14 protein-coding genes are annotated in these 14,785 nt (G+C 70.2%); 9 read left to right on the plus strand and 5 right to left on the minus strand.

All coding sequences use genetic code 11. The features are described 5' to 3' along the window. Window positions 1-4 precede the first annotated feature (4 nt). Both ACFY8U_RS17200 and ACFY8U_RS17205 read right to left on the minus strand, forming a co-directional pair. Window positions 5-1,300 carry an ion channel protein gene (locus ACFY8U_RS17200; protein WP_389570774.1) on the minus strand — a complete coding sequence of 432 codons (1,296 nt, stop codon included), beginning with the start codon at window positions 1,298-1,300 and terminating at the stop codon, window positions 5-7. Window positions 1,301-1,363: 63 nt separating this feature from the next. Further along, window positions 1,364-1,732: a YbjQ family protein gene (locus ACFY8U_RS17205; RefSeq protein ID WP_389570777.1), complete on the minus strand. Its 369-nt coding sequence runs from the start codon at window positions 1,730-1,732 to the stop codon at window positions 1,364-1,366. Window positions 1,733-1,892: 160 nt separating this feature from the next. Here ACFY8U_RS17205 and ACFY8U_RS17210 point away from each other — a divergent pair, with 160 nt between their 5' ends. After that, on the plus strand, window positions 1,893-2,606 hold the full coding sequence (locus ACFY8U_RS17210) for a VTT domain-containing protein (protein WP_361676961.1): 714 nt from the start codon (window positions 1,893-1,895) through the stop codon (window positions 2,604-2,606). 188 nt (window positions 2,607-2,794) lie between these two features. Here ACFY8U_RS17210 and ACFY8U_RS17215 read toward each other — a convergent pair whose 3' ends face one another. Continuing rightward, entirely contained in the window at window positions 2,795-4,441 is a 1,647-nt protein-coding gene (locus tag ACFY8U_RS17215) for a threonine/serine exporter ThrE family protein (RefSeq protein ID WP_389570956.1), read from the minus strand. Between the two features lie 125 nt (window positions 4,442-4,566). Then, the gene (locus ACFY8U_RS17220) at window positions 4,567-5,061 is read right to left on the minus strand and encodes an inorganic diphosphatase (RefSeq protein WP_019888410.1); all 495 of its coding nucleotides are present in this window, start codon (window positions 5,059-5,061) and stop codon (window positions 4,567-4,569) included. A 102-nt stretch (window positions 5,062-5,163) separates the two neighbouring features. On the opposite strand from ACFY8U_RS17220, the gene dacB reads away from it, so the two are divergent. From dacB to ACFY8U_RS17260, 8 genes are all read left to right on the plus strand, one after another. Further along, a complete protein-coding gene (gene dacB / locus ACFY8U_RS17225) occupies window positions 5,164-6,717 on the plus strand; it encodes a D-alanyl-D-alanine carboxypeptidase/D-alanyl-D-alanine-endopeptidase (RefSeq protein WP_389570779.1) in 1,554 nt (517 codons plus the stop codon). Between the two features lie 49 nt (window positions 6,718-6,766). Then, the gene (locus ACFY8U_RS17230) at window positions 6,767-7,897 is read left to right on the plus strand and encodes a zinc-dependent metalloprotease (RefSeq protein WP_389570782.1); all 1,131 of its coding nucleotides are present in this window, start codon (window positions 6,767-6,769) and stop codon (window positions 7,895-7,897) included. Window positions 7,898-8,093: 196 nt separating this feature from the next. Further along, window positions 8,094-9,170 carry a tRNA lysidine(34) synthetase TilS gene (tilS, locus tag ACFY8U_RS17235; protein WP_389570785.1) on the plus strand — a complete coding sequence of 359 codons (1,077 nt, stop codon included), beginning with the start codon at window positions 8,094-8,096 and terminating at the stop codon, window positions 9,168-9,170. 41 nt (window positions 9,171-9,211) lie between these two features. Beyond that, window positions 9,212-9,751 carry a hypoxanthine phosphoribosyltransferase gene (gene hpt, locus ACFY8U_RS17240; RefSeq protein ID WP_132917781.1) on the plus strand — a complete coding sequence of 180 codons (540 nt, stop codon included), beginning with the start codon at window positions 9,212-9,214 and terminating at the stop codon, window positions 9,749-9,751. 161 nt (window positions 9,752-9,912) lie between these two features. After that, on the plus strand, window positions 9,913-11,946 hold the full coding sequence (gene ftsH / locus ACFY8U_RS17245) for an ATP-dependent zinc metalloprotease FtsH (RefSeq protein ID WP_361442251.1): 2,034 nt from the start codon (window positions 9,913-9,915) through the stop codon (window positions 11,944-11,946). 98 nt (window positions 11,947-12,044) lie between these two features. After that, window positions 12,045-12,650: a GTP cyclohydrolase I FolE gene (gene folE / locus ACFY8U_RS17250; RefSeq protein WP_389570787.1), complete on the plus strand. Its 606-nt coding sequence runs from the start codon at window positions 12,045-12,047 to the stop codon at window positions 12,648-12,650. 71 nt (window positions 12,651-12,721) lie between these two features. Then, the gene (locus tag ACFY8U_RS17255) at window positions 12,722-13,711 is read left to right on the plus strand and encodes a hypothetical protein (RefSeq protein WP_389570789.1); all 990 of its coding nucleotides are present in this window, start codon (window positions 12,722-12,724) and stop codon (window positions 13,709-13,711) included. A gap of 35 nt (window positions 13,712-13,746) precedes the next feature. After that, entirely contained in the window at window positions 13,747-14,274 is a 528-nt protein-coding gene (locus ACFY8U_RS17260; protein WP_389570791.1) for an SMI1/KNR4 family protein, read from the plus strand. Between the two features lie 3 nt (window positions 14,275-14,277). On the opposite strand, the gene ACFY8U_RS17265 is transcribed toward ACFY8U_RS17260, so the two are convergent. Then, window positions 14,278-14,766, minus strand: coding sequence for a DUF3180 domain-containing protein (locus ACFY8U_RS17265; RefSeq protein ID WP_361755144.1), 489 nt, complete (start codon window positions 14,764-14,766; stop codon window positions 14,278-14,280). Window positions 14,767-14,785: the final 19 nt, after the last annotated feature.

Raw genomic sequence — 14,785 nt, forward strand, 5'->3', positions numbered from 1 at the left:
GTGTTCAGTGCAGTGCGTTGCCCGACTCGTCCAGTTCGAGCTGGGGGCGGCCGGTGACGACCAGCCAGGCGGGCAGGGAGGCCAGACAGAGCAGGGAGAGCATCGTGGGCGAGGAGGCGAGCACGGCGGCGACGAAGAGACTCAGCCAGCCCTGCCGGGTGGTCGCGAGCAGCACCCCGAGTACGCCGGAGGAGACGGCGACGGCCGGGTGGATCTCGGGGACGAGGGCCTGGGCGAGCATGCCGAACGCGCACCCGATGAAGACGGCGGGGAAGATCCGGCCGCCCACGAAGCCGCAGGAGGCGGCGACCAGCAGGGCGGCGAGCTTGACCACGGCCATCTTGGCCAGCTCGCCCGAGGACCAGCCGCCGATGTTCGCGGTGAGTTCCTTCATCTGCTCCAGGCCCTTGAACAGCGTCAGGGACCCGCCGAGCGCGCCCAGCAGACCGAGGACCAGACCGCCGGCCGGCAGCATCAGCATCGGGTGCTTCAGCCGGCGGAAGGCCCGGTGGACATAGGGGAGCCCGTAGCAGCAGAGGAGGCCGAAGACTGCCGCGGCGGTGGCTACGACCATCGAGGCGAGCAGATCGCTCCAGCCCGGCTCGGGCAGCGGCGGCAGCGACAGGTCGAAGCTGGGGTGCGCCAGGAGTGTCGTCGTCATCGCCCCGGCCCCGGCGGCCATCAGGGGGGCGAAGAGCCGGTCCCACAGCGAGCCGTGCCCCTCGCCCGGCTTGTGGACGAGGGCCTCGGAGATGACCAGCGCCGCGGCGACCGGGGTGCCGAAGAGGGCTCCGACGGTGCCGGCGGCGGCGAGTGCGACCCAGAACGCGCCCGGTACGGACGGTGCCGCCTTGCGGCCGAGCCAGTAGGCGAGCGCCCCGTTGGCCACGATGATCGGGTTCTCCGGGCCGAGGCTGACGCCGCCGGCCAGCGTGAGGGTGCCCGCGATCAGCAGCCCGGGGACGACCATCGGTGCCACCGGGGCGCTGTCGAGTCCACCCTCCGCCGGATCCCCGCCGGCGTGCCCGGGGACCTTCCAGATGACGAGCCCGACCACGATCCCGGTCGCGGTGAGCATGACGATCGTCCAGAGGGAGGAGAAGCCTCCGATGCCCAGGGCGTCCGGAAGGGAGTCCCACAGGACGTCCTTGAGCTCTTCGGAGAGCCACTCGATGGCGAGGAACAGCAGACTCGCGCCGACCCCGATCACCAAGGCGGGCAGGACCTGCGGCAGCAGCGCTCGTGCGGGCGTCCGGGGGACGGGGGGCGGGGGCGCGGACGACGGGTTATCGGTGGCCACCGCCCCACCATAGGGGCACAAAAGCCGCATAACACCCTGAGAGTTGAGGGTGTCGCGGTCCAGTCAGGCGCGAGGTGCGATCACCGCCGCGGTGCCGTACGCGCAGACCTCCGTCCCCACGTCCGCCGCCTCCGTCACGTCGAAACGGAACATCAGCACGGCGTTGGCACCGCGCGCCTTCGCCTGCTCCACCAGCCGTTCCATCGCCTGGTTGCGGGTCTCCACCAGAGTCTTCGTCAGACCCTTCAGCTCCCCGCCGATCATCGACTTCAGGCCGGCGCCGATCTGGCTGCCCAGATGCCGGGAGCGCACGGTCAGCCCGAAGACCTCACCGACGATCTGCTGGACCTCGTAGCCGGGAACGTCGTTCGTGGTGACGACCAGCACGTCGGCGTGCGGTCCCTGACCGCCTCCGTACTCCTCGATGCCCATACGCATCCACCTCCTGGCCACCAGCGTCGGCCCGGCCGCGCACCACCGCACCCCGAAGGGGGCCGGTGGGATGCCCTTGGAACCCGGAGCCGTAAGAATGCGTTGATACTTTGGGGCAGCCGTCCCCCCGCCCCCACCGAACCGCAGGAGCCCGGAACCCGTGAATACGCTTGCCCTCGGACCGAGCTGGCTGGACCCGGACTATCTCATTCAGACCTTCGGTCTGATCGGCGTCCTCGTCATCGTCTTCGCCGAATCCGGACTGCTCATCGGGTTCTTCCTGCCCGGCGACTCGCTGCTCTTCACCACCGGCCTGCTGGTCACCACCGGCAAGCTCGACACGCCCCTGTGGCTCGTCTGCACCCTCATCGTGGCCGCCGCCATCATCGGCGACCAGGTCGGCTACCTCTTCGGCCGCAAGGTCGGCCCCGCCCTCTTCAAGCGCCCCGACTCCAAGCTCTTCAAGCAGGAGAACGTGGAGAAGGCGCACGAGTTCTTCGAGAAGCACGGCCCCAAGTCGCTGATCCTGGCCCGCTTCGTGCCGATCGTGCGCACGTTCACGCCGATCATCGCCGGTGTGAGCCGGATGAACTACCGCTCGTTCATCACCTTCAACATCATCGGCGGTGTGCTGTGGGGCGCGGGCGTCACCCTGCTCGGCGCCTCCCTCGGCAAGATCGACTTCGTGCACGAGCACATCGAGATGATCCTCATCCTGATCGTCGCGATCTCCGTGGTCCCGATCGTGATCGAGTACCTCCGCGCCCGCTCCCAGTCCAAGAAGGCCAAGGCGGCCCAGGAGGACGAGACCGGCCACGACGGCCCCGGCACCCCGAACCCCCCGGGCGGCCGCGGCCGCCACGCGCGCCGATAACGGCCGGGGCCCGAAGCCCCGGGCCGACGAAGGCCGAGGCCCGAAACCCCGGGCCGACGAAGGCCGGGGCCCGAAACCCCGGGCCGACGAAGGCCGAGGCCCGAAACCCCGGGCCGATAGTGGCCGAGGACAGAAGCCCCCAGCCGATAGTGGCCGGGGCCAGAAGCCCCGCGCCCACGAAGGCCGGGTCAGAAGCCCCTCGTACGCTTCGCCGCGCGGCGGGCCGCCGCCGCGCGCGGAGCCTGCATGAAGAGGCGGGCCAGCTCGCCTCCCAGGTTCACCCCGATCGCGATCGCCAGGGCCAGGGCCGCCGCCTTCGCCAGGGAGGCGAAGCCCTGGTCCAGGTTGTTCTGGGCGATGCCCAGCACCCCGAAGTACGTCGCGGAACCCGGCAGCAGCGGCCCGATCGCCGCCGTCACGTACGGGAGCGACGAGGTGTGGTTGTAGCGGGCCGCCAGCTGCCCGAACAGACCCACAAGACCCGCCGCCACCGCCGTCGCCATCACCGCCGAGCCGCCGGCCGTCACCGCGATCGACGCGTAGATCACCCACGCCACCCCGCCGTTGAGCGTCGCGAAGAGCACCGTCTGCCGCGACTGCTGCAGCAGGATCGCGAACGTCGCACACAGCACCATCGACGCCAGGATCTGCACCACCGGCCGCTCGACCGGGTTGAGCACCCCGTCCGGGTTCAGCTGCGCGTCGAACTGCACCGCCAGATACAGCACCGACAGCACACCCACCACGATCGCCACGAAGAAGTACCCGACCTCCAGGAGCCGGGCCGAGGCCGTGATGTAGAAACCTGTCAGACCGTCCTGCACGGCTGCCACCAGCGCCCGTCCCGGGATCAGCGCGAACAGGCCACCCGTGATGACCGCGGAGGGCCGCAGATCCGCGTGGAGCAGCGTCAGCAGCACCCCCATCGCGGCCGGCGGCATCGCCGCCACCAGGAACTGGTAGAACTCCGGCAGCCCGCGCCCCGCGCAGAGCCACGCCAGCCGGTCGCCGAGCACCGCACCGAGCGCCGCCACCATGAAGACCGTGAACCCGCCGCCGAGCAGCACCGAGGCCGCGCCCGCCAGCACACCCGCCGCCGACGACAGCACCCATCCGGGGTACGGGTGCCGGTTGCGCCGGATCTCCGCCAGCCGCCGGTACGCCTCCTCCGGGGTGACCTCGTGCGCCTCCGTGTTGATGTCGGCGAGCAGCTGGTAGACCGCCTCCAGCCGGGTGTAGTCCGTGCCCCGGCGCCGTACGGTCCGGTTCGCCGTGACCGGGTCGTCCACCAGCGACGGCTGATGCGTGATCGACAGCAGCGTGAACGTCACCGTCGGCTCGCACCGGTCCAGACCGTAACTGCGGCAGATCGCGAACATCGCCGCCTCGACGTCCTCCGCGCCCTCCCCGCCCGCGAGCAGCAGCTCACCGATACGCAGGGTCAGGTCGAGCACACGGCCCACCGCGGGCCCCGCCTCGTCCTCCTTGCGTGCCGTCTCCGGCACCGGCCGCTCTCCGACCGGCAGCCGCAGCATCGTCCGCATCCGGTCCTGCCACGGCGCGTCCGCCGGCAGCCGCACCAGCGGCATGCCATGGGCGGGCGTGAAGGCGGGCGGCGCGTTCTTCGCGGAGTACGTCGACGGCGGCGCGAACGCCGAGCCCTCGGGCTCCGGGGGCGGCTCGGGAGCCAGCCCGTCGGGAACGGCGAACTCGGAGGTCGGATGCTCCTCCTCCGGCACCACCGGCTGCTCGACCCCAGCCGGCGGTGTGAAGGCGCTGCGCGCCTCGTCCGACTGCGGCTTCCGGTCCTCCGGGCCGTCCGCCTCCGCGACCACTGTCTTCGCCCTCACTCCCATTCGCGCCGTCTGCCCAGTATGGGCACGGGCATACGACAGCACGCGAGACGGGCGGCGCACCCGCACGAGGTGCACCGCCCGTCACAGCTTCAGCCAAGACCCACTCAGTGGGCGCCGCCCTGCGCCTCCAGGCGCTTGTAGGAGGCCTCGATCTCGGCCTCGGCCTCGGCGCGGCCCACCCAGTTGGCGCCCTCGACCGACTTGCCGGGCTCCAGGTCCTTGTAGACCTCGAAGAAGTGCTGGATCTCCAGACGGTCGAACTCCGACACGTGGTGGATGTCGCGCAGGTGCTCCACACGCGGGTCCGACGCGGGGACGCAGAGCAGCTTGTCGTCGCCGCCGGCCTCGTCCGTCATACGGAACATGCCGATGGCGCGGCACTTGATCAGGCAGCCCGGGAAGGTCGGCTCGTCAAGAATGACCAGCGCGTCCAGCGGGTCGCCGTCCTCGCCGAGGGTGTTCTCGACGAAGCCGTAGTCGGCCGGGTAGCTGGTCGAGGTGAAGAGGCGACGGTCCAGGCGGATACGACCCGTCTCGTGGTCGACCTCGTACTTGTTCCGCGACCCCTTCGGGATCTCGATGGTGACGTCGAACTCCACGGGTGGCTCCTCCTGAATCAACACATGTGAATGCCTGCGGCAACGCGCAGTGATTAAGTGTCCCTCACGCCTGTGTGTGATCGCGAAAGGGGCTGGTCAGCAATGCCGGAGCCGAGGACCTGGCAGCTCACGGCGTGCTCTGCCGTACTCGGTCTGGCCCTCTCCGCCGCAGCGGTGACCGCCGCCGGCCCGTGGGACAACGGTCAGCGTAAGGCCGAGCGCGCCCGAGCGGCCGCCGCGACCCCGACAGGTGGCGCACATCACGCGGAGCAGCGGCCCCCCGCCGGCCCCCCGCGCCGCCCCGCGCCCGCCCCCAGCGCCGCCGGGGTGCTCCGCGCGCTGGACACGCCCAGGGCCGCCCTGAGAGACGACCTCGCCGCCGTCCTCGTACCGCTCCTGGCCGACCCCGGCCTCGGACCGCTGCGCACCGCCTCGGTCGTCGACGCCACCACCGGCAAGCAGCTGTACGGGGAGGGCGCCACGACCCCGATGACCCCCGCCTCCACCATCAAGATCGCCACCTCGGTCGCCGCCCTGTCCGCCCTGGGCCCCGACCACCGCATCCCCACCACCGTCGTGGCCTCCCCCGACGGCCGCACCGTCACCCTCGTCGGCGGCGGCGACCCCACCCTCGACCGTGCCCGCCTCAAGGCCCTCGCCACCGCCACGGTCCGCGCCCTGAAGGGCCGGGGCGTCACCGTCGTACGGATCACCTACGACGCGAGCCTCTACCGCGGACCCGCCCGCCACCCCATCGGCCCCAACGAGAACATCGCCCCCGTCAGCGCCCTCATGCTCGACGAAGGGCGACTCGACAAATCCAAGGCCGGGCCCGCTCCCCGGGCCGCCGACCCGGCCCGCGACACCGCCACCGCCTTCGCCGAACTCCTCACCAAGGCCGGTACGAAGGTCCAGGGCGCCCCCGCCCCAGGCACCGCCCCCAAGACGGCCCAAGGCCCCGAGACGACCCGAGGCCCCAAGACGGCCCAAGGTCCCAAGACAGCGCAGGGCGGCCCCGAGACGGCCCGAAGCCCCGAGGCGGCGCAGGGCCCCGGGCCCGCCGACGGCCCCGACGCCGCACAGGACGCGAAGACCGCCCTCCTGGCCCGTACCGAGTCCGCCCCGCTCTCCGACCTCGTCGAGCGCACCCTCACCCACAGCGACAACGACCTCGCCGAGGCCCTCGCCCGCCAGACCGCCCTCGCCCGCAAGCAGCCCGCGAGCTTCGCCGGCGCCGGCAAGGCCGTCCGCGCCGAACTCACCACCCTCGGCCTGCCCACCACCGGCACCCGCTTCGCCGACGGCAGCGGCCTCTCCCGCGACAACCGGCTCTCCGCCGCCCTGCTCACCGGCCTCCTCACCCGAGCGGCCGACCCCGCCCGCCCCGCCCTGCGCCCCGTCCTCACCGGCCTGCCCGTCGGCGGCTTCAGCGGCACCCTCGAAGGCCGCTTCGACACCGGCCCCGCCACCACCGGCGCCGGACTCGTCCGCGCCAAGACCGGCACCCTGACGGGCGTCAACACCCTCGCCGGAACCGTCGTCACCGCCGACGGCCGACTCCTCGCCTTCGCCTTCCTCGCCGGCCGCACCCCCTCCCCGTACACCGCCCAACCCGCCCTCGACCGGCTCTCCGCCGCCCTCGCACCCCAGCGCTGATGGCGACCGAACACTCACCGAACGGGCGACGAGAACGTACGGTTGACGCATGACGAGCATCGGTGGTGCCGAGATGGTCGACTGGAATCTCGCGGTCGCGACCGCGACCCGACTGGTGAAGCCGGGGCCGGAGGTGAGCCGGGAAGAAGCCCGCGACGTCGTCGCGGAACTCCGCAGGCACGCCAAGGCCTCCGAAGAACACGTCAGGGCCTTCACCCGGATGATCCCCGAAGGCCACGAACCACGGGACACCCCCGTCCTCGTCGTGGACCGCGCCGGCTGGATCAAGGCCAACGTCGCCGGCTTCCGCGAACTGCTCTCCCCGCTCCTCGACAAAATGCAGGAACGGCGCTCCAACACCCCCGGCGGCGCCATGCTCGGCGCCGTCGGCGGCAAGGTCACCGGCGTCGAACTCGGCATGCTGCTGTCCTTCCTCGCCTCCCGCATCCTCGGCCAGTACGAGACCTTCGCCCCCGCCACCCGCGAGCTGCCCGCGGGCGAGAACGGCGGCGGCCGCCTCCTGCTCGTCGCGCCCAACATCGTCCACGTCGAACGCGAACTCGCCGTCGACCCCCACGACTTCCGCCTCTGGGTCTGCCTCCACGAAGAGACCCACCGCACCCAGTTCACCGCCGTCCCCTGGCTGCGCGACCACCTCCAGGGCGAGATCCAGTCATTCCTCGGCGCCACCGAGGTCGACCCCTCCACCGTCGTCGAACGGCTCCGCGAAGCCGCCCAGGCCCTCGCCGGCAGCCGCCCCGAAGGCGAGGAGGGCGAACCGAGCCCCTCCCTCGTCGAACTCGTCCAGACCCCCGAACAGCGCGAGATCCTCGGCCGCCTCACCGCCGTCATGTCCCTCCTCGAAGGACACGCCGACTACGTGATGGACGGCGTCGGCCCCGACGTCGTCCCCTCCGTCGCCGACATCCGCGAGAAGTTCCAGCAGCGCCGCGCCCGCGGCGCCTCACGCCTCGACCTCGCCCTGCGCAAGCTCCTCGGCCTCGACGCCAAACTGCGCCAGTACCGCGACGGAGAACGCTTCGTACGGGCCGTCGTCGACGAGGTCGGCATGGACGGCTTCAACCGCGTATGGACCTCCCCCAACACGCTCCCCACCAAGACCGAGATCGCCGCCCCCGCCGAGTGGATCGCGAGGGTGCACCGTAAGGCAGACTCGTGAGACGGGTGCGACGTACGACGGAAGAACACACCGCCAATCACCCATCCGAGGGACCGTAGACCAGGGGTGGGGCGTGCAATGCTCGGGTAACGGCCAGGTTCTGTCACCATCGACGCACTCTGAGTGACCGAACCCCCTCTTCCGACCGTTAAGACTCCGACCGAGGCACCCCACTCCTTCACGAAGGGCACCGGACATGGGTCCCCATCCTGCGGTCGCGGCGATACGCCTGGCGGTCCGCCGCGTACTCCACGACGTCCTCACCGAACACAGCACCGACTCCGCACACAGCACCGACTCCGCACACGGGATCGACGCCGCGCACGGCACCGGCCCCGCCGCGCCGACCACAGCCGACAAGCAGCCCCTCGTCCTCGTGGCCTGCTCCGGCGGCGCCGACTCCATGGCGCTCGCCTCCGCACTCGCCTTCGAGGCCCGCAAGCTCGCCGTCCGCGCCGGCGGCATCACGGTCGACCACGGCCTCCAGGACGGCTCCGCACAACGAGCCGCCGAGGTCGCCGGACGCATGTCCGCACTCGGCCTCCACCCCGTCGAAGCCGTCACCGTCACCGTCGGCCGCGAAGGCGGCCCCGAAGCCGCCGCCCGCGACGCCCGCTACGCCGCCCTCGACGCCGCCGCCGAACGCCACGGCGCCACCGCCGTCCTCCTCGGCCACACCCGCGACGACCAGGCCGAAACCGTCCTCCTCGGACTCGCCCGCGGCTCCGGCATCCGCTCCCTGTCCGGCATGGCCGCCGTCTCCGGCGCCGCCGGCCGCTACCGCCGCCCCTTCCTCGAGCTCGACCGGCAGACCGTCCGCAAGGCATGCGTCGCCCAAGAACTCGCCGTCTGGGACGACCCCCACAACGCGGACCCCGCCTACACCCGCTCACGACTCCGCCACGAAGGCCTCCCCGCCCTCGAGAAAGCCCTCGGCAAAGGCGTCGTCGAAGCCCTCGCCCGAACGGCCCAGCTCTCCCGCGACGACGCGGACGCCCTCGACTCCTGGGCCGCCGACGCCGAAACCGCCGTACGCGACGACGCCGGCCGACTCGAATGCGCCAAACTCTTCGGCCTCCCGCCCGCCGTACGCCGCCGCATCCTGCGACGCGCCATGATCGCCGAAGGCGCACCCGCCGGCTCCCTCTTCGCCCGCCACATCGAAGAAGTCGACCGGCTCATCACCGGCTGGCGCGGCCAGGGCGCCATCAATCTGCCCGGCCGCGTCGAGGCACGGCGGCAGGGTGGCAGACTGGTCATTCGGCAAGGCTGACGCAAGCTGCAACGAAAGTGACCCGGGTGAACGAGAAGGACATGGGCACCGACCTCAAGTCGGTGCTCATCACCAAGGAAGAGATCGACGCGAAGCTGGCCGAGCTGGCCGCGAAGATCGACGCGGAGTACGCGGGCAAGGACCTGCTCATCGTCGGAGTCCTCAAGGGCGCCGTGATGGTGATGGCGGACCTGGCGCGCGCGCTGTCCACCCCCGTCACCATGGACTGGATGGCCGTCTCCTCCTACGGCGCCGGCACCCAGTCCTCAGGCGTCGTCCGCATCCTCAAGGACCTCGACACCGACATCAAGGGCAAGCACGTCCTGATCGTCGAGGACATCATCGACTCCGGCCTGACGCTGTCCTGGCTGCTGTCCAACCTCGGCTCGCGCGAGCCCGCCTCCCTCGAGGTCTGCACCCTGCTCCGCAAGCCGGACGCCGCCAAGGTCGCGATCGACGTGAAGTGGATCGGCTTCGACATCCCCAACGAGTTCGTCGTCGGATACGGCCTCGACTACGCCGAGAAGTACCGCAACCTCCCCTTCGTCGGCACACTCGCACCGCACGTCTACGGCGGCTGAGGCACGGGAACCCGTACCGCCCTCCCGCCGTTGGAGCAAGGGAAGGCGGTCACGGGCCACCAGCCTGAGGTACCGTCCGAAGAACAGCTTTTTCTCATAGCAGCTCTCACAGCAGCATTTACCTACGGGCAGGAGGGACGGAGCGTTCTCGCTCCGTATGGATGGACGTGAAGCGATACTTCCGTGGGCCGGTCATGTGGATCGTGCTGGCCGTCCTCGCCGTGGTCGTGCTGATGCAGGTCGTCGGCTCGTCCGAGGGCTACAAGACGGTGGACACCAGCAGGGTCGTCCAGGCGATCAATGACAAGCAGGCCGACCAGGTCAAGCTGACGACCGGCGACGAGCAGGTCATCAAGGTCGAGCTCAAGAAGGGCGCCGACAAGGACAAGTACGGCGGCAGCACCAAGATCCAGGCCAGCTACATCGGTGACCAGGGCGCCAACCTGACCACCACGCTCCAGGAGCAGTCCGCCTCCGGCGACCTCGACAAGGGCTACACCGTCTCTCCCGAGCGGCAGAGCCCGTTCCTGTCGGTGCTGCTCTCGCTGCTCCCCTTCGTCCTCATCGTGGTCGTCTTCCTGTTCCTGATGAACCAGATGCAGGGCGGCGGCTCCCGAGTCATGAACTTCGGGAAGTCCAAGGCCAAGCTGATCACCAAGGACACCCCGAAGACCACCTTCGCCGACGTGGCGGGCTCCGACGAGGCCGTCGAGGAACTCCACGAGATCAAGGAATTCCTCCAGGAGCCGGCGAAATTCCAGGCCGTCGGCGCCAAGATCCCCAAGGGTGTGCTGCTCTACGGCCCGCCCGGAACCGGCAAGACCCTCCTCGCACGCGCCGTCGCGGGCGAGGCCGGTGTGCCGTTCTACTCGATCTCCGGCTCCGACTTCGTCGAGATGTTCGTCGGTGTCGGTGCCTCCCGTGTCCGCGACCTCTTCGAGCAGGCCAAGGCGAACGCCCCGGCGATCGTCTTCGTCGACGAGATCGACGCCGTCGGCCGACACCGCGGCGCAGGCCTCGGCGGTGGCCACGACGAGCGCGAGCAGACCCTCAACCAGCTCCTCGTCGAGATGGACGGCTTCGACGTGAAGGGCGGCGTCATCCTGATCGCCGCCACGAACCGGCCCGACATCCTCGACCCGGCGCTCCTGCGCCCCGGCCGCTTCGACCGGCAGATCGCCGTCGACCGCCCGGACATGCAGGGCCGACTGGAGATCCTCAAGGTCCACCAGAAGGGCAAGCCGGTCGCCCCGGACGTCGACCTGGGCGCAGTGGCCCGACGCACGCCGGGCTTCACCGGTGCCGATCTCTCCAACGTCCTCAACGAGGCGGCGCTCCTCACCGCCCGCTCGGACAAGAAGCTGATCGACAACCACTCCCTGGACGAGGCGATCGACCGCGTGGTCGCGGGCCCGCAGAAGCGGACCCGGATCATGTCGGACAAGGAGAAGAAGATCACCGCGTACCACGAGGGCGGCCACGCCCTGGTCGCGGCGGCCTCGCCGAACTCCGACCCGGTCCACAAGATCACCATCTTGTCCCGCGGCCGGGCCCTCGGCTACACGATGGTGCTCCCGGACGAGGACAAGTACTCGACCACCCGCAACGAGATGCTCGACCAGCTGGCCTACATGCTGGGCGGGCGCGCGGCCGAGGAGCTCGTCTTCCACGACCCCACCACGGGCGCGGCGAACGACATCGAAAAGGCCACGACCACCGCTCGCGCGATGGTCACGCAGTACGGCATGACCGAGCGGCTCGGAGCGATCAAGTTCGGCGGCGACAACACCGAACCGTTCCTCGGCCGCGAGATGGCGCACCAGCGCGACTACTCGGAAGAGGTCGCCGCGCTGGTCGACGAAGAGGTCAAGAAGCTCATCGAGACCGCGCACAACGAGGCGTGGGAGATCCTCGTCGAGAACCGGGACGTCCTCGACAACCTGGTCCTGCAGCTCCTCGAGAAGGAGACGCTGGGCAAGGAGGAGATCGCCGAGATCTTCGCCCCGATCGTCAAGCGCCCGGCCCGCCCGGCCTGGACCGGCTCGTCCCGCCGCACGCCCTCGACCCGCCCGCCGGTGCTCTCCCCCAAGGAGCTGGCACTGACGAACGGCGCGAACGGCTCGTCGGCGACGACGGCGACGGTGGAGACCACCAAGGCCATCGAGGTCGCCCCGGAGGAGACCCCGGAGTCCTGACCCCGGCCCCCCGGAATGGAAGCCGCGCCCCCACAGGTTTTAGCCTGTGGGGGCGCGGCTCATTTTCGCGCACAACAGTCAGACGGAACGAGGCACAGATGACCGACCCGGTGACACTGGACGGCGAGGGCACGATCGGCGAGTTCGACGAGAAGCGCGCCGAGAACGCCGTACGAGAGCTCCTCATCGCGGTCGGCGAGGACCCGGACCGCGAGGGCTTGCGGGAGACGCCGGCGCGCGTGGCGCGGGCGTACAGGGAGCTTTTCGCGGGGCTGTGGATGAAGCCCGAAGAGGTCCTGACGACGACGTTCGACCTGGGCCATGACGAGATGGTCCTTGTGAAGGACATCGAAGTGATGGCGACCTGTGAGCATCACCTCCTCCCATTTCATGGCGTAGCTCACATCGGTTACATTCCGGCTGAATCGGGCAAGATCACAGGGCTGTCCAAGCTGGCGCGTCTCGTCGATGTCTTCGCCCGGCGTCCGCAGGTGCAGGAGCGTCTGACGACGCAGATCGCAGACTCCCTCATGGAGATCCTGGAGGCTCGTGGCGCGATCGTCGTCATCGAGGCCGAGCACATGTGCATGTCCCTGCGTGGAGTCCGCAAGCCGGGCGCGAAGACGACGACCTCGGCGGTGCGCGGGCAACTTCGTGACGCTACTACACGAGCCGAAGCTATGTCCCTGATATTGGCTCGCTAGTAGCGAGCTGTCCGCCTTGCTCCATACCGTCCCCGATCAGTGGAGTTGATCGCTGATCAAGGGGGATCGGTATGGGGTACGGGCTTTCCAGCAAGCAGCTGGTGAACCTGGTTGACGGCTGCGTCCAGGCGAAGAACGTGGCTCCCGGCAGCGCGATGTGGACGCTGGACGGTGACCGGACGGTGCAGACCACCGTCGTGGGCGTCACCGCGGTCAAGGGGCGCGATGCCGTCGAGGTGGTCACGGACCATACGGCCTTCGTGGCGAGCCCCGACCTGCTGCTAGCCACGCCGGAGGGGTGGACGCGCGCCGCAGAGACGGCGGGTACGACGGTCGCCTGGACGCATGCGCGGAAGCTGTGCCGGGAACAACTGACGATCAAGCCGGGGTACGAGTTCGGCTACTTCGTGGGCGCGACCTGTGCCGACGGGACAGTCGGCAAGAACTACGTGTCCTTGATCGTGAACGAGGAGGACTTCGCGGCGCGGTACGCGACCGCGCTGACGGCCTGCACGGGGCTTCCTGCCCACCTTGAGGCGGTGACCCGGCCGTCCGGCTATCTGAAGCGGGATCTGCCCGGCTTCCGTGTGCGGGTGGTCTCGTCGTACCTCTCCGACGCCCTGCGGCACTACGTGGGCGGGGACGCCCATCACATGCGGCAGCGCTTTCCGCGGGTGGTTCTGCGGGACATGGAGACGTTCAACGGCTTCCTCGACGGATACATCGACGGTGATGGCTGCCGTATCAAACATTGGGCCGGCCGAATGATCCTGAGCGCCAACGTTCCTTTCCTGGCCGAGATCGCTCCCATCATCGGAGCACGGTTCACGCCGGCACGGACGGGGGCTTCCCGGCTCTGTGTGTCGGACCGCTGGGCGAGCCGGGGCACTTTCCGCCCCGAGCACCACCGCGTCGACCCGCCCGAATCGTCCTGGATCCAGGTCCGCGAGGTGCGCCCCCGCCCCGCCCTCGGCACGAAGCCCTTCACGTTCTACAGCTACCGACTCGAACCCCACCCCACCTTCCTGGTGAACGGCCATCTGGTGCGGGAGCCCTGGTAAGCCCTGATGTCAGCGGCGGCCGTTAACCTGCGGGCATGATCGATACGACCGGTGATGAGCGCCGCTTTCCGACCGCCCTCGCCGAGGTGGCCCGTACGGAGTTCGACTACGACGAGGGCGAGGGCATCGACTTCGAGCCGTACGACGCGTTCGACTCCGCCGAGGAGACCACCGACTGGCTGCGGCACTGGACCGGCAACCACGAGCTGGACGGCGGTGCCTACCGCGTCTTCGGGCAGGACGGGACCGGCGGGCTCGCCGCGATCTGGTGTACGCGGCCGGGGCGGCCCCTTGTGGAGCAGCCCGTGGTGTTCATGGGGTCCGAGGGCGAGCGGGGGGTGGTCGCCGGGAACCTGTCCGACTTCCTCTGGGTGCTGGCCGATGGGTTCGGGCCGATGGAGGCCGCGCTGTACGTGGAGCGCGAGGCGCGGCCGGACCGGGCTCTGGCCGGGCTCGCGGAGCGGCACGCCACCACTCCGCGCCGGCCCGCCCGGGAGATCGTCGTCGGGGCCCGGGCGGAGTTCCCGGGCTTCTCCGACGGCATCGACGAGCTCTGTCGCTGAGCCTCAGGCCACCGGCGCGGTGCCCTTGCCGTTGTGGTTGTCGTCTTCCGGGAGTTTGCAGACTCGTTCCAGGAAGAGCGCTGCCGCGATCACGCCGATGCCGGCCAGGACCGAGAAGCCGGCGTAGATCGCCTGGTCGCGGCGGGCCGGGATGTCCAGGGAGCCGAGGAGGAAGACGCCCGCGCCGCCGTACATGCCGGCGACCAGGGCGGCGACCAGGGCGCTCGCCTGGCCGAAGACCACGGCGCGGGCCGCCATGAGCGGTTCGACGCCCTTGGCGCCGGGGCGGCGCTCGCGCTGGGCCTTCAGGCGGGAGCGGATGGAGAGCGCGGTCGCGGTCAGGACGACCGCGATGGACGCGAGGACGATGGGTGCCGCGAGCGGCACGCTCGGCAGGGTGCCGACCGCGTCCCAGAGGCGCGCGGCGCCCCAGGACAGGATTCCGGCGACGATGAACAGTCCGGCGAGAACCTTGAGCCGCAGTTGTTTCACCGGGTGTCCTTCGTGTCGT

The organism is Streptomyces sp. NPDC012508, assembly GCF_042902595.1.
GTDB lineage: Bacteria > Actinomycetota > Actinomycetes > Streptomycetales > Streptomycetaceae > Streptomyces.